This window comes from Plantactinospora sp. DSM 117369 (assembly GCF_053764795.1).
On sequence record NZ_CM132446.1, the window covers coordinates 3,467,399 to 3,488,393 of the forward strand.

General features: G+C 70.6%; 20 protein-coding genes and 1 riboswitch. Of the genes, 6 read left to right on the forward strand and 14 right to left on the reverse strand.

Annotation, left to right across the window (positions count from 1 at the left end; genetic code table 11):
- The 4 genes from ACSMXO_RS15250 to ACSMXO_RS15265 form a co-directional block, all read right to left on the reverse strand.
- Entirely contained in the window at nucleotides 1-525 is a 525-nt protein-coding gene (locus tag ACSMXO_RS15250; protein ID WP_455418239.1) for a tetratricopeptide repeat protein, read from the reverse strand.
- Nucleotides 526-642: 117 nt separating this feature from the next.
- Nucleotides 643-1,227, reverse strand: coding sequence for a DUF1707 SHOCT-like domain-containing protein (locus ACSMXO_RS15255; protein WP_455418240.1), 585 nt, complete (start codon nucleotides 1,225-1,227; stop codon nucleotides 643-645).
- Nucleotides 1,228-1,273: 46 nt separating this feature from the next.
- A complete protein-coding gene (locus tag ACSMXO_RS15260; RefSeq protein ID WP_346258639.1) occupies nucleotides 1,274-1,480 on the reverse strand; it encodes a hypothetical protein in 207 nt (68 codons plus the stop codon).
- Between the two features lie 34 nt (nucleotides 1,481-1,514).
- Nucleotides 1,515-1,664 (reverse strand): hypothetical protein, encoded by a 150-nt coding sequence (locus ACSMXO_RS15265; RefSeq protein ID WP_455418241.1) that lies wholly within the window; start codon nucleotides 1,662-1,664, stop codon nucleotides 1,515-1,517.
- A gap of 308 nt (nucleotides 1,665-1,972) precedes the next feature.
- On the opposite strand from ACSMXO_RS15265, the gene ACSMXO_RS15270 reads away from it, so the two are divergent.
- Together ACSMXO_RS15270 and ACSMXO_RS15275 are read left to right on the forward strand one after the other, a co-directional pair.
- Entirely contained in the window at nucleotides 1,973-2,839 is an 867-nt protein-coding gene (locus ACSMXO_RS15270; RefSeq protein ID WP_346258641.1) for a helix-turn-helix domain-containing protein, read from the forward strand.
- Between the two features lie 19 nt (nucleotides 2,840-2,858).
- Nucleotides 2,859-3,065 (forward strand): DUF397 domain-containing protein, encoded by a 207-nt coding sequence (locus ACSMXO_RS15275; protein ID WP_455418242.1) that lies wholly within the window; start codon nucleotides 2,859-2,861, stop codon nucleotides 3,063-3,065.
- Nucleotides 3,066-3,240: 175 nt separating this feature from the next.
- Here the strand turns inward: ACSMXO_RS15275 and ACSMXO_RS15280 are convergent, their stop codons facing one another.
- Nucleotides 3,241-3,594: a winged helix-turn-helix transcriptional regulator gene (locus ACSMXO_RS15280; RefSeq protein ID WP_455418243.1), complete on the reverse strand. Its 354-nt coding sequence runs from the start codon at nucleotides 3,592-3,594 to the stop codon at nucleotides 3,241-3,243.
- Nucleotides 3,595-3,639: 45 nt separating this feature from the next.
- Between ACSMXO_RS15280 and ACSMXO_RS15285 the strand changes: the two genes are divergently transcribed.
- Entirely contained in the window at nucleotides 3,640-4,527 is an 888-nt protein-coding gene (locus tag ACSMXO_RS15285) for an NAD(P)-dependent oxidoreductase (protein WP_455418244.1), read from the forward strand.
- Nucleotides 4,528-4,594: 67 nt separating this feature from the next.
- Here the strand turns inward: ACSMXO_RS15285 and ACSMXO_RS15290 are convergent, their stop codons facing one another.
- Nucleotides 4,595-5,116: an SgcJ/EcaC family oxidoreductase gene (locus ACSMXO_RS15290; RefSeq protein ID WP_455419244.1), complete on the reverse strand. Its 522-nt coding sequence runs from the start codon at nucleotides 5,114-5,116 to the stop codon at nucleotides 4,595-4,597.
- Nucleotides 5,117-5,237: 121 nt separating this feature from the next.
- Nucleotides 5,238-5,765, reverse strand: coding sequence for a MarR family winged helix-turn-helix transcriptional regulator (locus ACSMXO_RS15295; RefSeq protein WP_455418245.1), 528 nt, complete (start codon nucleotides 5,763-5,765; stop codon nucleotides 5,238-5,240).
- Between the two features lie 350 nt (nucleotides 5,766-6,115).
- Between ACSMXO_RS15295 and ACSMXO_RS15300 the strand changes: the two genes are divergently transcribed.
- Complete coding sequence (locus tag ACSMXO_RS15300) at nucleotides 6,116-6,520, forward strand: nuclear transport factor 2 family protein (protein ID WP_346258645.1); 405 nt, start codon at nucleotides 6,116-6,118, stop codon at nucleotides 6,518-6,520.
- Between the two features lie 242 nt (nucleotides 6,521-6,762).
- Here ACSMXO_RS15300 and ACSMXO_RS15305 read toward each other — a convergent pair whose 3' ends face one another.
- Nucleotides 6,763-7,416: a CG0192-related protein gene (locus tag ACSMXO_RS15305; RefSeq protein ID WP_455418246.1), complete on the reverse strand. Its 654-nt coding sequence runs from the start codon at nucleotides 7,414-7,416 to the stop codon at nucleotides 6,763-6,765.
- A gap of 124 nt (nucleotides 7,417-7,540) precedes the next feature.
- Between ACSMXO_RS15305 and ACSMXO_RS15310 the strand changes: the two genes are divergently transcribed.
- A complete protein-coding gene (locus ACSMXO_RS15310; protein ID WP_455418247.1) occupies nucleotides 7,541-8,746 on the forward strand; it encodes a cytochrome P450 family protein in 1,206 nt (401 codons plus the stop codon).
- 27 nt (nucleotides 8,747-8,773) lie between these two features.
- Here the strand turns inward: ACSMXO_RS15310 and ACSMXO_RS15315 are convergent, their stop codons facing one another.
- The 6 genes from ACSMXO_RS15315 to ACSMXO_RS15340 form a co-directional block, all read right to left on the reverse strand.
- Nucleotides 8,774-9,619, reverse strand: a complete 846-nt coding sequence (locus ACSMXO_RS15315) for an amino acid ABC transporter ATP-binding protein (protein WP_455418248.1) — start codon at nucleotides 9,617-9,619, stop codon at nucleotides 8,774-8,776.
- Nucleotides 9,612-10,406, reverse strand: coding sequence for an amino acid ABC transporter permease (locus ACSMXO_RS15320; RefSeq protein WP_455418249.1), 795 nt, complete (start codon nucleotides 10,404-10,406; stop codon nucleotides 9,612-9,614). The genes ACSMXO_RS15315 and ACSMXO_RS15320 overlap by 8 nt, the downstream gene beginning before the upstream one ends.
- An 82-nt stretch (nucleotides 10,407-10,488) precedes the next feature.
- Nucleotides 10,489-11,370 carry an ABC transporter substrate-binding protein gene (locus ACSMXO_RS15325; protein WP_455418250.1) on the reverse strand — a complete coding sequence of 294 codons (882 nt, stop codon included), beginning with the start codon at nucleotides 11,368-11,370 and terminating at the stop codon, nucleotides 10,489-10,491.
- 336 nt (nucleotides 11,371-11,706) lie between these two features.
- A riboswitch (SAM riboswitch) is annotated at nucleotides 11,707-11,797 on the reverse strand.
- A 140-nt stretch (nucleotides 11,798-11,937) separates the two neighbouring features.
- Entirely contained in the window at nucleotides 11,938-15,384 is a 3,447-nt protein-coding gene (locus ACSMXO_RS15330) for a ThuA domain-containing protein (protein WP_455418251.1), read from the reverse strand.
- Nucleotides 15,385-15,495: 111 nt separating this feature from the next.
- Nucleotides 15,496-19,605 (reverse strand): ATP-dependent RNA helicase HrpA, encoded by a 4,110-nt coding sequence (hrpA, locus tag ACSMXO_RS15335; RefSeq protein WP_455418252.1) that lies wholly within the window; start codon nucleotides 19,603-19,605, stop codon nucleotides 15,496-15,498.
- Between the two features lie 216 nt (nucleotides 19,606-19,821).
- Nucleotides 19,822-20,424, reverse strand: coding sequence for a histidine phosphatase family protein (locus tag ACSMXO_RS15340; RefSeq protein ID WP_346258653.1), 603 nt, complete (start codon nucleotides 20,422-20,424; stop codon nucleotides 19,822-19,824).
- Between the two features lie 256 nt (nucleotides 20,425-20,680).
- On the opposite strand from ACSMXO_RS15340, the gene ACSMXO_RS15345 reads away from it, so the two are divergent.
- Nucleotides 20,681-20,947 (forward strand): acyl carrier protein, encoded by a 267-nt coding sequence (locus ACSMXO_RS15345; RefSeq protein WP_203870081.1) that lies wholly within the window; start codon nucleotides 20,681-20,683, stop codon nucleotides 20,945-20,947.
- The last annotated feature ends 48 nt before the right edge of the window (nucleotides 20,948-20,995 follow it).

A 20,995-nucleotide genomic window follows, 5' to 3' on the forward strand; every position in this document is an offset into this window, starting at 1 on the left:
CTATTCCGGCTTGGCCTCGGGGCTGATCAACAGCCGCGCGTAGTTCGCCATCGAGCGCTGGTAGCGAGGCAGGTGCGGGGCGAGCGCGCCGACGGCGACCGACACCGCCTCGCGCTCGCGACCGGTGTCGGCCAGGCAGAGCGCCAGCACCGCGCTGATCGCGTCGCCGAGACCCCGGGTCGGCTCGTCCAGCGTCGCCGGGTCGATGTCGCGCTCGGCCTTCAGCAACGTGACCGCGAGCTCAGCCTGCCCGATGTTCCGCAGCGAGCTGGACATCTGGATCACGGCCCGGCGCCGCCGGTAACCGGAGAGCCCGTGGTCGAGCGCCCACCGGTAGAGCGGTACGGCCCGGTCGGAGTGCCCGGTCGAATCCCACGCGCAGGCCCGCTCGAACGCGCCGACCGGGTCGTCGTCGGGCAGTTCCGTCGCCAGACTGTCGATCAGAGCACGGAAGTCGCCCTCGCGGTCCTCGTAGTCGTCGATCGACGCCCACGCCTCGGCGACCCGCCGCTCCCAGTCCTGCATCGACGCAGACTCGCAGAGCCGCCCGGTTGAGCCGCCGTCGACTCCGTCTCTGTGTTACCTGAGCCACATCTGCCGGGTTGCCTGTCGCGGACGCGTCGAGGGCCGTCGTCGACCGCGCTACCAGCGCCAGCGCCAGAAGCGGCGCTCGTAGCGGACCACCAGCGTGCCGGCGGCGGTGCTGCCAGTGACGACGATGTGCGGGGCGGTCGAGCCCGGTTCGGGCGTGGACGGCACCTTGGCCGTCGCCGTGCCGGCGCTCGTGTTGACCCCGTCGATGTTGGCGGTCGCGCCGGCTGGCAGCACGATGGTCGTCGAGCCGGCCTGGGTGGCGAGGTTGATGTCGACCACCCGGTGACTGATCACGGCGTGCCGCAGGTCGAGCTTCACGCTGCCGGCCTTGCTGCGCACCACCAACCGCCGGGGTACGGCCCACCGGCCAGAGCGCTTGATCTCCCCGGCGAAGCTGGTCAGCTCGACGACCTCGTCGGGTGCGACGGCCGGGGCGGTGGCCGGCAGGTCGGCGACGAAGGGCTCCACGTCGCCGTCGGTCCGGGCCCGCAGCACCCCGTCGACGCGTTCCTCGAACTCGGGCAGGGTCAGCCGGCCCTCCGCGACCGCCGCGCTCAGCCGGGCAATCACGGCCTCCCGCTCGGCGTCGGATATGCGTACCGCCCGTTTCGACGGGACCACGTCGCCACTCACCTGACCAACACTACGGTTCGGTCGACAGGTATAGAAGCCCGGCGGTTCAGTCCGGCGTATCTGGTGCTCCGCGCGTTCCCCGCGTCCGCGTCTCGGGGATCGGTTGCGCGGCCTTCGCGTCGTCGATCGGGTCGAGTAGTTCGGTCAGGGCCAACAGGGCCTCGACCGTCATGTTCCGCCGCCACGCCGTCTCGGTCATCATCCGCATAGCCGCGTAGAAGGGTTCCTGGTGGGTCAGTTCCTCCAGGCTCATGAGCGACTCCTTCCTGCCGATCCGGTCACCAAGATCAGGGCCGGGCGCGATGCTGACCGGCCAGTTCGGACGTGGTCGTACCGCAGCGTGGACACCAGCGGGACTTGACCTTGAAGGCGAAGAGCCCGGCACTGAAGCCGAGCAGTGTGCAGCCGACGACCGTGCAGAACAGGCGCAGCAGCATGGCGGCCTCCTGGATGGAGGGATGCCAGGCGGCTAGTGGCCGCCCGAAGGTCTGTCCGGCATCCCGGGAGCGGGACATCCGCCCGAGGGGCGGAGCGGCCACGGCGCGCCCCAGCGGGGGAAGGTGCGCGGCGCGCCGTGGCCGGTACGGGCCAGTCGATGCGTGACCAACGCCGTACCGTGGGTCATGTTGCTGGAGCGTCATGCACGAACGCAAGGCTTGCGAAGCCTCCGCACTGTTCACATCGCGCGGCTTTTCCATTGCCTTGCAAACGCAAGCCACATGAGACTGGAGAGGAGCGAAGGAGCATGAACGTGGCGGCACGAAAGCAACCGCCGACCGTCAGACTGCGCCGACTGGCGGCGGAAATCCGCGCACTGCGACACGGCGCCGGGCTCACCCGTGAGGATGTCGCCGAGCGGACCCACATGAACCCGGCCACCCTCTGGCGCCTCGAAACCGCGCGGGCCCGTCCCCAGCGCCGAACCTTGCTCGGGTTGCTCGACCTTTACGGCGTCACCGATCCAGAGCGCCGGGCCGAGCTGGTCGATCTTGCCAAGGACGCCGGACAGTTGGGCTGGTTGCAGGCGTACGAGGACCAGTTGCCCGACGAATACAGCACCTACATCTCGTTCGAGTCCGAGGCCCAGTCGGTCCGCAACTACGAGTCGCTGTTCGTCCCCGGCCTGCTCCAGACCGAGGCGTACGCCCGAGCCGTCACTGCCGGACTGTTGCCGGGCGGCACGGAGGCGGAGGTTGAACGGCGAGTCGAGGCGCGGCTCAGGCGCCAGGAGTCGATCAGCAAGGCCGAACCGCTCAAGGTGTGGGCGATTCTCGATGAGAGCGTGTTGCACCGCAAGGTCGGCGGGGCGGCAGTGATGCACGACCAGTTGCAGCACCTTGCCAAGCTCACCAAGCTGCCCAACATCACCGTTCAGGTACTGCCCTACGAGGTCGGCGCGCACCCGGGCATGTATGGCGCATTTGCCGTCATGAGTTTTCCTGATCCGGCCGATTCCGACCTGGTCTACATCGAGAACCGGGTCAACGCACTGTTCCTCGAACGCGACACCGACATTGCCAGTTACACCGATCTCTTCGAGCACCTACGGGCGGCAGCGCTCAATCCGGCGGCCTCGGTCCGCTTGATCACCCGTGCCGCCGAGCAGGATTGACGGGAAGGAGGTGAGGAAGATGTACGACTTCGATCTGACCGATGCCAGGTGGCGTACGAGCAGCCGCTCGGGAGCCAACGGCAACTGCGTCGAGGTTGCCGACAACCTCGGGGCTGTTGTCGCGGTACGGGACAGCAAGGACCGGTCCGGTCCGGTGCTGACGTTCCGCCCGGCTGCCTGGACGGCCTTCACGGCGTCACTGAGGAACGGGGCGTCTTCCGTCTGACCGTCCGGAACGCGGGGTCGGCGGCTCCTCCGAAATCGCGGGAGGGGCCGCCGCCCGCGCCACCGCGAGTAGCCACTTTTTTGTGCGTACTTGTCGGTCCGGGCACGCTGGACGAGTCTGGTCGTGGGCGGTCGGACGGCCGCCCGGTCCGGATCGACGGGAGGTCGGCGGTGTATCAGGACGCCGACGACTGGGCGGCGTGCAGCCTGTCCAGGCGGCGGTGCCCCCAGTCGGAGAGCGGCGCCAACGCCTCGGCGAGGTCGCGGCCGAACGGGGTCAGCGAATAGACAGTCTTCAGCGGCAGCACATCGTGCACCTCCCGGTGCACCAGCCCGTCGCTCTCCATCTCGCGTAGCGCCTGGGTCAGCACCTTCTCGGTGAGGCCCGGCAGCCGCCGGCGCAGTTCGGCGGGGCGGTGCGGGCCGGATTCGAGCAGCCAGAGCAGCGAAGTCTTCCACTTGCCGTCGATCACGACGATCGCGGCGGTCACCCCGCAGACGTTCAGATCCCGGGCACGGCTGCGCGTCATCTACGTCCTCTTTACCCCAGTTCGCACTAACTCAGGAGTACAAGCATGTCCTCGCACCCCGAACAGCCCGCTGTCACGGTACTCGGTCTCGGACCGATGGGCCGGGCCCTGGCCGGCGCGTTCCTTGCCGCCGGTCTGCCGACCACGGTCTGGAACCGGACTCCCGGCCGGGAAACCGCCCTGGTCGAGCGGGGCGCGATCGGCGCCGGCTCGGCGGCGGAAGCGGTCGCCGCGAGCGATCTGACCGTGGTCTGCGTGGTGAACAACGACGCGGTGGACGCCATCCTCCGGACCGACGCCGTCGCCGACACGCTCAAGGGTCGCACGGTGGCGAACCTCAGCGCGGACACTCCGGACCGGGCCCGGGACGTCGCGGCCTGGGCAGCCGAGCACGGCATCGGCTACCTGGACGGTGCGATCATGACGCCGACCACCACCATCGGCACTCCGCACGGGGTTTTCATCCACAGTGGTCCGAGCGATCTCTACCAGCGGCACCGGCCGGCACTGGAGCGGCTGGGCGGCACCCACACCCACGTCGGCGAGGAGATCGGCCGGGCGGCGGCGTACGACATCGCCCTGCTGGACATCTTCTGGACCTCGATGGCGGGCTGGGCCCACGCGGTGGCGGTGGCCCGGGCGGAGGGGATCAACGCCCGGGATCTGGCGCCCTTCGCCATGGGCATCGGCGCGATCCTGCCGCCGATCTTCGAGGGTACGGCGGCGCAGGTGGCGGACGGCAGCTACTCCGGCGAGGACAACCCGATCACGTCGGCGGCCTCGACCATGGCGCACATCGTGCACACCTCGGAGGCGCACGGGATCGACGCCAGCGTGATGCGGGCGGTCGAGGGCCTGACCCGCCGGGTGATCGGGCTGGGCCACGGCACGGACGGCTTTCTCCGGGTCGCCGAACTCCTCGGTCGCCGCTGAGGCGTGTGCCGAAGTCGGCGCCGGGGCCGTTCGACCTGGCGGACCAGCTTCGATTCAAGGCACACCCTTACTCGCCGGCCTGGACGCGGGTGTTCTGGAAGGCCGCGATCAGCCAGCCGTCGGGGCCGTTGGTGGCCACGAAGGTCTGGATGGAATCCTCGCCCATCGGAGCGATCTTGCCCCTGGTGTGGAAGATCGCGACATCGGCGGAGAGGAAGCGCAGGTCGACGATCCGCGCTTCGACCTTGCTGTTCTTCAACACACCGTCGAACGCGGGCTGAAGCAGGTCGACGATCGCCTGCCGGCCGGCAGCATGGGTGCCGCGAAAGTCGATCAGATCGGCGTCGGCGGTGTGGTACGAGGCGTACGCTGCGGCGTCACCCCGCGCCCACGCCTCGTTGATCTTGTCGAGCAATCCCCGAACCTCGGTCTCGTCGGCTCCGGACGCCGCTCCCGCGCCGACACTCGCAGACGGTGGCACCGACCTGTTCCGCTCTCCACCGTTGTCCGAGCCACAGGCGGCCAACGCGGCCACGGCGATGACCGATGCGACGACGAACTGACCGAACCGGAAGCGTCGTACGTGCATGACTGTCCACCTCCATTGACAAGTAGCGACGGCTTCTGCCGTCTGCCGCTCAGTCAAGCGATTCGCTGCTGCAAGCAGCAAGTTCTTGCAGCAGCTATCCGGGGTAGATCAGGGTGCTCCCCTAGCGCCCTCCGGGAGACTCGTCAGCGGGCGGTCGCCGGGCCCGGCGCCCCCGGGTGGCGTGCTGCCGGCCCCCGGTACGCAGGTTGACAGTCTCGGCACCGGCATCCCGGCGGCCCTGCCGCAGGAACTCGAGCAGGAACCGCAACTCGGCGTCGGAGTACTGGCTGATCTGCCGCTGCCAGCGAACGTTCAGCCGCTCGTAGTACCCGGCGACCCGCGCGACCTGCTCCGGGACCACATGGATCACGACCCGCCGACGGTCCGCCGGATCCGGCTCCCGCCGCACGTATCCGGCACGTTCGAGCCGGTCCACGAGGCGGGTCACCGCACTCGTGGTCATTCCCATCAGATCGGCCAGCCGCCTGACCCCGGCCGGTCCGGTCTCCAGCAGTGCGGCCAGCCCGTGCACATCGGAAACCGACAGGTCGAGCTGATGAGCGACCGCAACCTGAAATCGCACCGCGGCGGAGATGTAGCGCGGCATCTCCTCCACCAACCCACCGATCAGCTCATCCCGGCCCTCCACCGTCCACCCCTTCCGACTCCGGCCGCATGGCCATCGCCTCGACCGTAACGATCAAACGACAACCAGCGCAGTCCGGCGTACCAGCGGAAGTGTCGCGCACGCCGGTGACACGACGTAGCCGACAGCCGACCGCGCTGATCGCGGAGAGGACGTCTCGCCGAGGATGTTTCCGGCGATCTTGGTGTAAGAGCACTGAAAGGTCGGCGAAAGGCAGGGATGCGTATAAATAGCTGGGCAGTTGGGCCGCTTGACGTCGAGCGGTCCGCACAGCCCACTCTCCTCCTGGCGGGGCGGTGCGGGGAGATGGTCGTGGGCGCCCGGGCCGGACGACGGTCGGTAGGCTGGGGAGAGTGACCCTCACCCACCGGGAACTCTTCGAACGGTACGTCTACGCCGGTGCGATCAGCCGGGACCCCGAGGCGACCGCCGCCCTCTTCACCGACGACGGTGAATACGAGGCACCGCTGGTGCCGGAGGGTCATCCGCTGCCGCGCCGGCTGGCCGGCCGGGAGGCGATCCGGGCCGGCATGGGCGCGTACCACCGGGAGCCGGCCTACCAGGGTACGGTCGACATGGCGGAGTCCGGGTACGTACTGCACGACACCGCCGATCCCGACGTCTTCGTCGTCGAGATCGACACCGCCCTCGTCGGGCCGACCGGGCAGCGGACGACCATGTCCCTGGTGCAGATCTTCCGGATCCGCGACGGCCGGATCGCGAAGCTCCGCGACTACTTCCCGCTCCCACCACAGTGAACCTTTTTCAACCTGAACCGCGGGGCGCTCGCGCCCCGCGTTCGACCTCGCGGTCCACCGGACCGCAAGGGGAGGTTGAAAAAGGTTCAGCCGTCCGGGGGCGCGTGGCGACGCTCGGCCCGCAGCCGAACGGTCGACGTCGGCGCTCGGCTTCGCCGCCCGTGCAGAGTTGCACAGCCCGGAGGGCAGGGCCGGACTGGGGCCACCGAAGGTCCCGCCACGACCGGCTCGGCGGCCCGGGCTCAGCGCGGGACGGCGTAGGCCAGCGGCAGTGGGGTCGGCTGGCCGGGCCAGGTGGCGGTCAGTGTGGCGCCGATCGGCGTGACGCCGGTCAGCACGTCATCCCCGGCTCCGGGGCGGCGGGCGACGGCGAGTTCCACGGCGTCCGTGACGATGGTCGTGTGCCCGTCGTCCTCGACCACCCGACGGATGACGTGCACCGACGGCACGGTGCTGCCAGGGGTGCCGCTGCCGGTCACGGTCATGCTCGGCTCGCGGCCCTCGCGTACCCCGTCGACCTCGAAGAACTCCTCCGCCTGACCGCCGCCGGTGACGATCGCGCCGGCCAGTGCGCTGGCATAGACCGGGTCGCCGCAGGCGTCGTACACCCAGCGGCGGCCGAGCACCGAGTGCTCGGCGGTGCCGATCAGCCAGTCGTCGCCGCCGGGCAGGGGTCCGGCGCGGTAGCTGAGCGGAACCTGGTGCACCGGCCCGTCACCGGACCTGACGAGCATGGTCTCGATCCCGACCGCTCCGTCCGGGTCGTCGAACCGGAAGCTCGCGACGCGGACGACGTGGGCGGGGGCAGACCCCTGGTACCAGCGCCGGCCGGGCAGCCAGTCCGCCAGGAGTTCGAGTTTGCCGGGATGTAGTTGGGCCCGGTGCAGCAGCGCCATGCACAAGATCGTAGCCCGCTCGGGCCGGAGATTGGCCGGCGGCGGGGCCCTGTGCACGGCGCCGACGGTGGCAGCATAGGAGGTAGCCCGGATCCGCTCCGGCTGCCGGGCGTCCACTCGTCGGATGGGGGAGACGATGTCGACCGCCGTTGCCAATCCGTTCGGATCCACCGCCGATCTGCACCGGGTGCTCGCCGAACTCCGCCGGGACAGCCCCGTCGTGGAGGTCGAACTGCCGACTGGCGCCACCGCCTGGGTCGTCACCCGCTACGAGGACGCCCAGCGGGCGCTGAGCGACCCCCGGCTGGCCAAGACCACCTCGGCCGGCGGGTTCAGCTATCGGGGCATGCTCCCGGACGACGTGGCCCGGGCGGTGGGCCGGCACATGCTGGCGCAGAACCCGCCCGACCACACCCGGCTGCGTCGGCTGGTCTCCGGGGCGTTCACCGCACGTCGGGTGGCCGCGCTGCGCCCCCGGATCGAGGAGCTGGCCGAGCAGTTGCTGGACGGCATCGCCGACGCCGAGCAGGTGGACCTGATCGATCGCTTCGCCTTCCCGCTGCCGATCCAGGTGATCTGCGAACTGCTCGGGGTACCGGCCGAGGACCAGGCCGACTTCCGGAGCTGGACGGACGCGATCGTCACCGGCCCGATGAACCCGGCCGGGCTGCCACCCGCGCTGACCGCGATCGTCGGTTACATCCGTACGCTGCTGGCGGCCAAGCGCGAGTGCCCGGCCGACGACCTGCTCTCCGCGCTGATCGCCGTGCACGAGCAGGGCGACCGGCTCACCGACGACGAACTCGTCTCGATGGTCTACCTGTTCCTGATCGCCGGGCACGAGACCACGGTCAACCTGATCGGCAACGGCATGCTGTTGCTGTTGGCCGAGCCGGAGCGGTGGGCCCGGGTGGTGGCCGAGCCGGAGCTGCTGCCCGGGACGATCGAGGAGGTGTTGCGCTACGAGGGCCCGGTGCAGAACGCTTCGTTCCGGACCGCGATCGAGCCGGTCGAGCTGGGCGGCCGGACCATCCCCGAGGGCGCGTCGGTGCTGGTGGCCCTGCTGTCCGCGAACCGGGACCCGGACCGGTTCCCCGAGCCGGACCGGCTGGACCTCGACCGGCCACCCATCCCCAACCTCGCCTTCGGGCACGGCATCCACTACTGCCTCGGTGCACCGCTGGCCCGGCTGGAGGGGCAGATCGCCTTCGGCGCCCTGGCCCGCCGGTTTCCCGACATGCGCCTCGCGGCGCTGCCGGAGGAGATCGGCTGGCGGTCCAGCCTGCTGCTCCGTGGCCTGTCGGCACTGCCGGTCAGGCCGCGCGGCTGACCGGGGCCGTTCGGGCGGCTGACCGGGTCACAGCACCTGGGAGAGGAACTGCCCGAGCCGAGCGCTCCGCGGATCCTCGAAGAGCTGCGCAGGCGGGCCCGCCTCGACCACCCGGCCCCGGTCGAGGAAGACGACCTGGTCGGCGACCTGCCGGGCGAAGCCCATCTCGTGGGTGACGACCAGCATCGTCATGCCCTGGCCGGCCAGCTCCGCCATCAGCGAGAGCACGCCCTTGACGAGTTCGGGGTCGAGCGCCGAGGTCGCCTCGTCGAAGAGCATCACCCGGGGCGACATCGCCAGTGCCCGGGCGATGGCCACCCGCTGCTGCTGGCCGCCGGAGAGCCGGCCGGGTCGGACGTCGGCCTTGTGCCGCAGTCCGACCAGGTCGAGCTGGCGCAGCGCCAGCTCGGTGGCCTCGTCCCGGGAGAGCTTCTTGAGCTGCCGGAGTGCGAGCGTGACGTTGCGCAGCACCGTCATGTGCGGGAAGAGGTTGAACTGCTGGAAGACCATGCCGATCCGCTGGCGCAGCGCGTCCGGGTCCTGGTCGAGCACGCTCACGCCGTCCAGCAGTACGTCGCCCCGGTCCGGCTCCAGCAGCCGGTTGACGACCCGCAGCAGGGTGGACTTCCCGGACCCGGACGGGCCGATGACGCAGGCGGTCTCGCCCCGGCCGATCTCCAGGTCGATGCCGCGCAGCACCTGGTGCCGGCCGAACGAGAGGTGTACGTCCCGGGTCGCGACGCTCACCGACTCGTACCCGGGACCGGTCCCGTCCCCGGTCGAGCCGGCCGGAGTCGGCGAACCGACGGGCGGTGTGGCCCCGACGGCCGACGCCGACCGGATGGATGCGGTCGGACGGAGAGACTCAGGCATGCCGGGTTTCCCTTCCACCGGTTGGTAGCGCGGTCTCGCCGGCCAGCGCCACCGGATCGTCGGAGTCGGATTCCGGGCCACCGGCCCGGCCCTCGCGCAGCCGCCGGTCGACCCAGTTCACCAGGTGGGTCAGCGGCACGGTGATGACCAGGTAGAACAGCCCGGCGAGCAGCAACGCGGACTCGTTGCCGGTGTTCGCCGCGTAGTCCTGGCCGATCCGGAACAGTTCCCGCTGGCTGGCCACCAGGCCGAGGAAGTAGACCAGGCTGGAGTCCTTGATCAGTGCGATGAGCTGGTTGACCCAGGCCGGCAGGACCCGGCGTACGCCCTGCGGGATGATCACCAGGCGCATGGCGGCGCCGTGCGACAGGCCCAGGGCCCGGGTCGCCTCCAGTTGGCTGGCCTCCACGCTCTGGATGCCGGACCGGAAGATCTCCCCGATGTACGCCGCCGCGATCAGCGACAGCGCCAGGATGCCCAGCGGATACGGGTTGGGACCCCACCAGGCGAGCCCGAGGGGCGCCAGCCCGACCCCGATCAGCAGGATGGTGACGGCGGCCGGCAGCCCCCGGAACACGTCGGTGTAGATCCGGGCCGGCCAGCGCAGCCAGCGGGTCCGGGCCAGCCCGGCCATCGCCAGCAGCATGCCGAGCAGCGTCCCCAGGATGGCCGAGAGCAGCGCCAGCAGCAGCGTGTTGGGCAGCCCGACCGTGAGCATCTCGGGCAGTGCCTCGCGCATCGACTCCAGGTCGAAGAAGGTCTCCCACAATGTCGCCAGGGTCTCCATGGCCTCACCTGTCTCGGGGTCCGGAGCCGTCGGCCGACCACGCGGTGCGACCGGCCGACGGCTGTCTGCGGTGCTGGCCGGGTCAGCTCGCCGGGGTGGCGGCCGGGCTCGTCGGCCCGGCCTTGACCGGCGGGTACGTCACCGTGCCGCTGCCCGGCTTGAAGCTGGCCGGCACCGGCCGCCCCGGGTAGTACCGCTCCTGGAGGCGGGTCCAGGTGCCGTCCTCGATCACCTGGTCGAGGGCTTTGTCCAGCGCCTCGCGCAGCGGGTCGGCGCCCTTGGCCACCGCGAACGCGGTCGGCGCCGAGCTGAGCTGCTTCTCGGCCAGTACGATCTTGCCGCCACTCTCCTGTGCGGACTTCTCGCCGATCTCGGCGGGCGCGATCCAGGCGTCGGCGGTCTTCGCCTTGAGCTGGTTGATCGCGCCGTTGTAATCGGGTACCCGGACCGGGTCCAGGCCCTCCTTGGTGGCGTAGTCGTCCTGTACGGTGCCCTGCACCACGACCACCCGCTTGCCCTTCAGCTCGCCGAAGCTCCTGATCGGCGAGCCGGCCGGTACGTCGAGTCCGAAGTAGCCGAAGTCGTACCCGTTGGTGAAGTCGACTGTCTTCTTCCGCGCCTCGGTGATGGTGATCGACGACGAGCCGGCGTCGAACTTGTGGTTGTTGACCTGGGCGAGCAGCGCGGAGAACTCGGTGCCGACGAACTCCACCTTGAGGCCCAGCCTGCCGGCGACGGCGGTCATCAGGTCGTTGTCGAAGCCGGTGAACTTCCCGTCCTTCAGGTAGACGTTCGGCGGGGCGTCGGTGAGCGTGCCGACCCGCAGGGTGCCGGGTTGCAGCAGGTCGTACGGGTTGTCGGCGGCGTCGCCGGAGGAGGAGCCGCCGCACGCGGCGACCGCGCCGAACAGCGCGACGGCGGCGACTCCGGAGAGGAGACGGGTGGCGAGAGTATTGATCCGCATTGTACTGAAACTCCAGGAAATATCCGGCGACGATGGGCCGACAACTGCCCCGACCGGTCAGGTCACGAGCAGTGCAGGACGACGTCGCTCAGGGGGTGCTGACGAGATGGTCGGATGCCGCCGACCGGCGGTCGCGGTCAGGCTGAGGCCCGACGGGTCGGGCTGAGGCCCGACGGGTCAGGCTGAGGCCCGACAGGTCAGGCTGAGGCCCGACAGAGCGCCGAGGCCCGACAGAGCATGGTGCTGGTCCGGCAGAGGTCGACGTGTCGACGCCACCGGTGCCAGGTGACATGCAGCCGGCTCGCCCGCCCGGCTTGGATGCTGCGCACTGCGAAACCTCCATCGGTCCTGGCGGTAGCACCCGCACCCACGTGGGGGGTTGCTGCGACGTCGACGAGCCAGGTCTCTCGGTCGCTCTGGATGGCCGGTGATCAGCCTACTCAACCGGGGCCCCGACGTTCCAACTGGTCAGGGCCGGGATGGCTGTGGTGCTCGCCACCTGTTAGTGCCGAGGGAGGACATCCGGGTCCGGGTGGGCCGCCACCGCACGGCCCACCCGGTGATCCGTCAACTGACCGTAATCGTAAGGTGACTCGACATGGTCGCCCCGGCGCTGTCGGTGACGGTCAGCCGGGCGGTGTAGGTGCCCGGCCGGGCGTACGCGTGGGTCGCCGACGCGCCGTGCACGACCGGAGTGTTGTCGCCGAAGTCCCAGGCGCGGTCGGTGATCGTCCGCCCGGCCGCCGCGGTGGCCGTACCGGTGAGCGCCACCGACAGCGGCGCGGTCCCGGTCCGTGGGGTGGCGGTGACCGAGACGCTGCCGCCGGTCTCCCGCTTCACACCCGCCCCGTTGAACCGCAACCAGTCCAGCGAGAGCAGGTCGGGGGTGCCACCGGTCTGCGCCGGGTTGGTGAAGACCAGATAGAGGGTGAAGGTCCCGCCCGGGTTGGCCAGGTTGACCGTCGGGGAGACCACGTTGTCCCAGCCGCCGGTGCTGCCGACCGGCATCGTGCCGAGCAGTTGCCCGGTCGGCGAGCCGGCCCGGAACTCGATGCTGCCGCCGCCGCTGCCCGAGCTGACCCCGGCGGTGACCGAGCCGATCCCGGTCAGGTTCACCGGGCCGAAGCTGATCCACTCGCCGTGGTCGACGTCGCCGACCCGCCGCCCGGCCCGGGCGGTCGCCCGGTCCAGCACCTGGATCCCGTTCGAGGCGTCGAAGTGCTCCGCCTCCTTGCTCTTGGTCTGCAATTCGTGCCGGACCGAGCCGACCAGCGCCGGCACCCCGCCGGGGCCGCCGCCGTCGGTGTACTGGGCGGTCAGCACCGTGTAGAGGTTCTGGCCCGGGCCGTGCCCGTCGCCGCCGGCCGGCTCGGTGCCGAGCGAGCCGGAGCAGCCGAGGTAGTTGTCCATCGGGTGGCTGTGGCTGTCGTGCCCGAGTTGGGTCTGGGTGACCACCCGGGCGCAGTCGACGGTGCTCTCCTCCGGGTCGGTGACGGTGACCGCGTACGGGATCTGGTCGCCGAAGTCGAAGAAGCCGCCGTTCGGCACGTTCAGTGCGACCGTCGGCCGGGTGTTGCCGACCGTGATCTGCACGGTCGCCACCGAACTGTGCCCACCCGCGCTGCTCACCGTCAGTCGGGCGGTGAACCGGCCCCGGTCGGCGTACGTGTGCGTCGGGTTCGCCGCCGTCGAGTCGGTGTCACCGTCGCCGTCGAGATCCCAGGCGTACGTGATCGGCGAGCCGTCACCGGAGGCCGAGCCGGCGCTGGAGAACCGGACCGTCAGCGGCCCCGGGCCGTTGTCCCGGTCCACGGTCAGCTTCGCCACCGGCGGGCGGCCGTTCGCCACGTAGTCGATCCGGTAGATCCCGGCCCCCTCGTTGCTGCCGCCCCGGCCGCTGCCGCTGCCGACACCGAAGTCGATCACGTAGAGCGAGCCGTCCGGGCCGAACTCCGCCTCGAAGGGCTGGATCCAGCTCATGTCCGCGAAGATCCCGTTGATCGACTGGAGGTCGCCGACCCGGGTCGGCCCGAACCTCGGGTCGGTGAAGGTCTGCGCGGTGTCGTGCGTCGACAGGGTCTTCCACCACTGCCGGGTCAGCTCGTAGACGATCCACTTGCCCTCGTAGTACTCCGGGAACTTCGTCGGCCTCGGGTTGGCCGGGTCGAAGTCGTAGACCGGGCCGCTCATCGGGCCGCCACCGCCGGTACCCAGCTCGGGGAAGCGGGCCGAGGCGGAGTAGGCGTACCAGACCAGGGCCGAGCGGGCCGCCGGCAGGTTGGTCAGCCCGGTGTTGTTGGGGGAGTTGTTGACCAGCGCACCGCAGTCGAACTTGGGCCCCGGGGTCGAGGTCGCGAAGTTGTAGTCGTTGAACGGCACGTTGTCACCGGTGCAGTACGGCCAGCCGTAGTTGCCGGCGCTGGTGATCCGGTTGAACTCGACCGTTCCCTCCGGACCCCGGTTCGGGTCGGCGGCCCGGGCGTCCGGCCCGTAGTCGGCGACCAGCAGCGCGTCGGTCAGCGGGTCGACGGTGATCCGGAACGGGTTGCGCATCCCCATGGCGAAGATCTCCGGCCGCGTCCGGGCGGTACCCGGGGCGAAGAGGTTGCCGGCCGGCACCGCGTACGTGCCGTCGGGGCGGGGGGTGATGCGCAGGATCTTGCCCCGCAGGTCGTTGGTGTTCCCGGCGGTCGCCTGCGCGTCCCAGGCCCGCCGGCCGGCCCGCTCGTCGATCGGGGTGTAGCCGCTGGACTCGAAGGGGTCGGTGTTGTCGCCGATCCCGGCGTAGAGGTTGCCGTGCCGGTCCATGGTCAGCGACCCGCCCATGTGCGAGTTGGCCCGCCCCTCGCCCCGGTAGGTGGGGATGGTCAGCAGCCGCTTCTCGCTGCTCATCGCGATCGCGTCGTCCGCGACCGTGAACCGGGACAGGTTGAGCTGGTTGGCGGTCTTGTCCGACCAGAGCAGATAGATCCAGTTGTTGGTGCCGAAGTCGTTGTCCAGGGTCATCCCGAGCAGCCCGTCGGACTGGCTGGTCTGGGTCGGGGTGTAGGCGAAGTCGATAAGCGTGCGGACGGCCAGGGTCTCCTGGTCGATCACCTTCACCGCGCCGGTCCGCTGGATGTAGAAGACCCGCCGGTCCGGCGCCACGGCCAGCTCGAACGGGTCGGCCAGGTCCGCGCTGACCAGCGGTACCCGCTGGAAGTTGCCGGTCCGGGTGGCCCCGCAGTCGCCGGGCACCGCCCCGGCCGCCCACTCGATGCCGCCGCGCAGGTGGGCCAGGAAGGCCGGTTCGGCAAAGGCGGAGCTGGCGTGCCCGCCAGCGGTGAACCAGGACCGGCCGCCGTCGTAGTGCTGGCACCACGAGTACGCGTGGTCGTGCCCCTCGTCCAGCCCGGGGATGCCGTCCCGGACCTTGATCTGGGCGAGCGTGTGCACCCGGCCGGTCGGGTTGGTGCGCCAGTTGTACCACTCCTCGCCGCGCTCCCACAGCTCCGGCAGGTCCTTCGTGGACGGATGCGCCCCGTCCAGCACCTTGACCCGGCCCGGGTACGTGCCGCCGGTCGAGGAGAAGTCGGGATGGAAGTCGAAGATCGTGCCGACCAGACCCTCGTACCAGGCCCAGTCGCGTTCACTGGCCGAGGCGGCGTGCAGGCCGACCCAGCCACCGCCGGCCCGGACGAAGTTCTGCAACGCGCTCCGCTGCGCGGCGTCGAGCAGGTCGCCGGACTCCGGGGTGGAGTTGGTGTTGTTGAAGACGAGTACGTCGAACCGGCCGAGGTTGGCGTCGGTGAACGCCCCGGCGTCGGTGGTCGCCTCGACCTCGAAGTCGTGCTCGGCGCCGAGCCGCTCGATCGCGGCGATGCCGGCCGGGATCGAGTCGTGGTAGTAGTTCGTGGTCTTGGAGAAGACCAGGACCCGGAACCGGGCCGCTGCCGAGGCGGGGACGGGTGCCATGCCCAGCAGCAGGGTCACGATCGCGAGCAGGGCGAGGACGGTCGTGCGGTGGCGTCTCATACGGGCGCTCCCGGACTTGAGTAAACGGGAAAACTGCCGCCGCCGACCTGGTCAGCCTACGTGGACCGATTCGGGCCCGTCAATCTTGACATGTTCCTTACCGTTCCCGGCTCAGCCCGCCTCGGCCACGTCCATCGCCCGGTAGATCCGCTGTTCCGAGATCGGGTACGGCGTACCGAGCGCCTGGGCGAAGACGTTCACCCGGAGTTCCTCGATCATCCAGCGGATCTGCCGTACCGCGTCGTCGCCCCGGCGGGCCGGTGGCAACGCGTCGAGCATCTCCTGGTATTCCTGCTGCACCTGGGCGATCCGGGCCTGCTGGTCGCGGTCCCGCTGCGGGTTCTGCGGCAGCCGGTCAAGGCGTCGCTCGATCGCGGTCAGATAGCGCGGCAGGTCGGCCAGCCGGGCGTAGCCGGTCTCGGTGACGAAGCCCCGGTGCACCAGCCCGGAGAGCTGGGCGCGGATGTCGGCCAGCGCCGCCACCATGGTCAGGTTGTTGGTCCGGGCCAGCCGCTGTTCCACGGCGTAGGCGGTGGCCAGCACCCGGCGTACCCGGTCGACGACCTCGAACGTGGTGTCGACCAGCTCCGAGCGGACCCGGTCGCGTAGCGCGGCGAAACCCTCGGCGTCCCAGGCCGGCCCGCCGGCATCGGCGATCAGCTTGTCCACCGCCGCGTCGGCGGCGTCGTCGAGCAGGTCCTGCACGTTGCGGTGCGGGTTGCGGCTCAGGGCCAGCTTCGCCTCGTTGGAGAGCCGTCCGGAGACGAACTTCTGCGGCGAGCCGAGGGTCAGCCGGAGCAGCCGTCGGGTGCCGGCCCACATCTGCCGGCGCTGCTCGGCCTCGGTCTCGAAGACCCGTACGCCGACGCTGTCGCCCTCGTCGGTCAGCGCCGGATAGGCGGTGACCAGGTAGCCGGCCCGGTCCTGCTCGATCGAGCGCGGCAGCGTGCCGATGCTCCACTCCCGCAGGCCGGAGCGTTCGACGTCCGGCGCGGCGGCGGCCACCATCCGGCGTACCTGGGTGGTGAGCTGCCGTTGCAGCGCCGGCAGGTCCTTGCCCTCGGCGACGGTCTGCCGCTCCTCGCCGACCACCCGGAAGGTGGGGCGCAGGTGTGCCGGCAGCCGCTCGGTGTCCCAGGCGTCGCGCGGCACGGTCACCCCGGTCATCCGGCGCAGCTCCCGGGTCAGCGCGTCGAGCAGCGGCTCCCGGCCGGGTGTGATCGAGGCCAGCACCGCCCGGGCGTAGTCCGGCACCGGGACGAAGTTGCGGCGTACGGCCTTCGGTAGCGACCGGATCAGCGCCACCACCAGCTCCTCGCGGAGTCCCGGCACCTGCCAGTCGAAGCTCTCCGCGTCGACCTGGTTGAGCATCGGCAGCGGGATGTCCACCGTCACCCCGTCGGTCGCCGTCCCCGGCTCGAACCGGTACGTCAACGGCAGCGCCACCCCGTCCGAGTGCCACTCGTCCGGGTAGTCCGCCGCGTCCACCCCGCCCCGACCCTCGTTGACCAGCATCTGCCGGTCGAAGGTGAGCAGGTCGGGCCGGTCCCGGCGGGTCTTCTTCCACCAGGCGTCGAAGTGCCGGCCGGAGACCACCTCGGCGGGGATCCGCTGGTCGTAGAAGGCGTACAGGGTCTCGTCGTCGACCAGGATGTCCCGGCGCCGGGCCCGGTGCTCCAGCTCCTCGACCTCGTCGAGCAGGGCCCGGTTGTCGTGGAAGAACTTGTGGTGGGTCTGCCAGTCGCCCTCGACCAGCGCGTGCCGGATGAACAGTTCCCGGCTCAGCGCCGGGTCGATCCGGCCGAAGTTGACCTTCCGGCCGCTGACCAGCGGGATGCCGTAGAGGGTGACCTTCTCGAAGGCCATCACCGCGGCCTGCTTCTTCTCCCAGTGCGGCTCGCTGTAGCTGCGCTTCACCAGGTGCTGGGCGAGCGCCTCGACCCACTCCGGCTCGATCCGGGCGGCGACCCGGCCCCAGAGCCGGGACGTCTCGACCAGCTCGGCGGCCATCACCCAGCGCGGCGGCTTGCGGAACAGCGCCGAGCCGGGGAAGAGGGCGAACTTGGCCCCCCGGGCACCCAGGTACTCGTTCTTCTGCGCCTCCTTCAGCCCGACGTGCGAGAGCAGCCCGGCGAGCAGCGACTGGTGGATCCGGTCGCTGTCGAACCCGTCCGGCGCGGTGTCACCGGCCCCGCCGGTCGCGGTCGGCGTACCCGGTCCGGTCGTGGCCCGGTCGGTGCCGGCGCGACCGCCGGTTGCGGCCCCGTCGGTGGTCGGGCCCGCGCCGCGCCCGCCCCGCCCCGGGCGGCCGTCGGGCGGCCCGCCGCCGGTGGTCCGCAACACCTGGCGGAGTTGGGAGTGGATGTCCTGCCACTCCCGGACCCGCAGGTAGTTGAGGTATTCGGCCTTGCACATCCGGCGGAACCCGCTGGACGACAGCTCGCGCTGCCGCTCCTGGAGATATCGCCAGAGGTTGAGCAGGGCGGCGAAGTCCGACTCCTTGTCGGTGAACCGGGCGTGCGCCTGGTCGGCCTGGGCCTGCTTGTCGGCGGGCCGCTCCCGGGGATCCTGGATGGAGAGCGCGGCCGCGATCACCGACACCTCGGTGGCGCAGCCGTTGCGCTCGCCCTCCAGCACCATCCGGGCCAGCCGGGGGTCGACCGGGAGCTGTGCCAGCCGCCGGCCCAGCGGGGTGAGCCGGTGCCCGGTCTCCTCGCCGGTCTCCTCCAGCGCGCCCAGCTCGCGCAGCAGGTTGACCCCGTCGGCGATGTTGCGCTTGTCCGGCGGGTCGATGAACGGGAACGCGGCGATGTCGCCCAGCCCGATCGCGGTCATCTGGAGGATGACCGAGGCGAGATTGGTACGCAGGATCTCCGGGTCGGTGAACTCGGGCCGGGACAGGAAGTCCGGCTCGTCGTAGAGCCGGATGCAGATCCCGTCCGAGGTACGCCCGCAGCGCCCCTTGCGCTGGTTGGCCGACGCCTGGGAGACCGGCTCGATCGGCAACCGCTGCACCTTGAGCCGGTGGCTGTACCGGGAGATCCGGGCGGTGCCGGGATCCACCACGTACTTGATGCCGGGGACCGTGAGTGAGGTCTCGGCGACGTTGGTGGCCAGTACGACCCGGCGGCCCCGGTGCGGCTGGAAGACCCGGTGCTGCTCGGCGGTGGAGAGCCGGGCGAAGAGCGGCAGGATCTCGGTGTCCCGCAGGGCGGGGCGATTCTGCACGAGTTTGCCCAGCGCGTCGGCGGTGTCCCGGATCTCCCGTTCGCCGCTGAGGAAGACCAGGACGTCCCCGGGACCCTCGGCGGCCAACTCCTGCACCGCGTCGCCGATCGCCTGGATCTGGTCCCGTACGGTGTCCCCGTCGTCGTCCGGGTCCTCGCTGTCGCCCAGCTCGACCAGCGGCCGGTAGCGGGTCTCGACCGGATAGGTCCGGCCGGAGACCTCCAGTACCGGCGCCGGCTCGCCGCCTGCGGCGAAGTGCCGGGCGAACCGCTCCGGGTCGATGGTCGCCGAGGTGATGATCACCTTCAGGTCGGGCCGACACGGCAGTAGTTGCCGAAGGTAGCCGAGGATGAAGTCGATGTTGAGGCTGCGCTCGTGCGCCTCGTCGATGATCAGCGTGTCGTACTGCCGGAGCATCCGGTCCTGCTGGAGCTCGGCGAGCAGGATGCCGTCGGTCATCAGCTTGACCAGGGTGCCGTCGCCGACCTGGTCGGTGAAGCGGACCTTGTAGCCGACCACCCCGCCCAGTTCGGTGCCGAGCTCGTCGGCGATCCGGTCCGCCACGGTACGCGCGGCCAGCCGGCGCGGCTGGGTGTGCCCGATCAGCCCCCGGATGCCCCGACCCAGTTCCAGGCAGATCTTGGGTAGCTGGGTGGTCTTGCCGGAGCCGGTCTCGCCGGCCACGATCACCACCTGGTGGTCCCGGATCGCGGCGAGCAGGTCGTCCTTGCGGTCGCTGACCGGCAGTCCGGCGGGATAGGTGATCACCGGTACGGCGGCCCGGCGGCGGGCGAGCCGCTGCTCCGCGGTACCGATCTCGGCGGCGATCTCGGCGGTGGCCGCCTGCCGCCGCCCGAGATCACGGATCTTGGCCAGCCCTTCCATCCGGCGCTGGATCCGGCGCTGGTCGCGGAACATCAACTCCGGCAGCCGGGCCCGGAGCGCGGGAAGGTCGGCGGCGGGTACGGCAGGGGCGGGCGGTGGCGTCTGCATGTCGTCGCCAAGAATAGGCAGGCCCGGGCGGCGACCGCCCGCGAGTTACCGATGCTCCGGTCCGGGGGCCCGACCAGCCGGGCGAGGCGGGACGGCGACGACACCGTCCCTCCCGGCACCGGCTACCGGTGGACCTTTCTCAACCTCCCCTTGCGGTCCGGCGGACCCAAGGTCGGACGCGGTGCGTGAGTGCCGCGCGGTCCAGGTGGAAAAGGTTCAGTGTTCCGGGGTGGGCTGCCCGGGTTGCGACCGGGCCGGCGGGCGGCGGTCGGCGCCCCAGCGCGACGGCAGCCGGTACGTCCAGCCCGGGCGCCACTCGAACGGCGCGGCGACCAGGTCGGCGAGCGGGGCCCCGTGCAGCAGGTGGTCGAGGGCCCACCGGTTCGCCGAGTGCGCCACGATCAACACCCGGGACCCGTCCCAGGCGGCGGCCAGGTCCCGGAGGAAGTTCCGGGTCTGCTCCACCACCTGCCGGTAGCTCTGCCCGCCCGGAAAGGGCTCGTCCAGGTGCCGGAGGCGCAGCGGGGCAAGCTCGGCCACCGGGCGGCCGGTCAGCTCGCCGTAGTCGCACTCGCGGAGCCGGGAGTCCTGGTGCACCGGCAGCTTCCGCAACGGAAACGCGATCTCCACGGTCTCCACCGCGCGGGCCAGGTCGGAGCAGAAGACGACGCGCAGCCCGTCGTCGCGGCGCCGCTCACCCAACTCGTGGGCCTCTTGCCGGCCGTACTCGGAGAGCTGGCCGGGCTGCCAGCCGGTGGCCAGCCCGGCCTCGTTGTCGGTGGTCATCGCGTGCGTCTCGTAGACGATGTCGACCGCCATGCCCCCACCCTGCCATCCGGGTGGGCCGGCGACCGCGCTAGTCGGAAATCCGGCGGTCGGACCGGATATGGCGGACCGCCCGTCGCCATATAGGAGAAATATAGTCGCGGCTCACAGACTCGGGACAGTACCGCGATCCGATGGTGCCGCCAGACGGCGGAGGCGGCAAACGGTATCGGGCTAAGAGGCGCACGGCGCCGCCGGCCAGAGGTAGCCATCGAGATATTCACTCAACCGATCCGTTTCTGGAGGCGACATGACCAGCACGACCCCGACCACCAGCACCGACATCGACCGCGAGCAGGTCAAGGAGATCGTCTGCGAGATTCTGGAAATCGACGCCGACGAGGTCACCGAGACCAGTCTCTTCAAAGAGGACCACGGTGCGGACTCGCTGCTGGCGATCGAAATTCTCGCGGCGCTGGAGCGGAATCTGCACGTCACCATCGACCAGGCGGAACTGAGTCGAATGGTGAATCTCCAGGGCGTTTACGCCGTCGTCGGCGAGGCGTCGAACGCCTGAGCGCGTCGCGCGGACGGCGGAGTCGGGTCGGAAGACTACAGGTGAGTG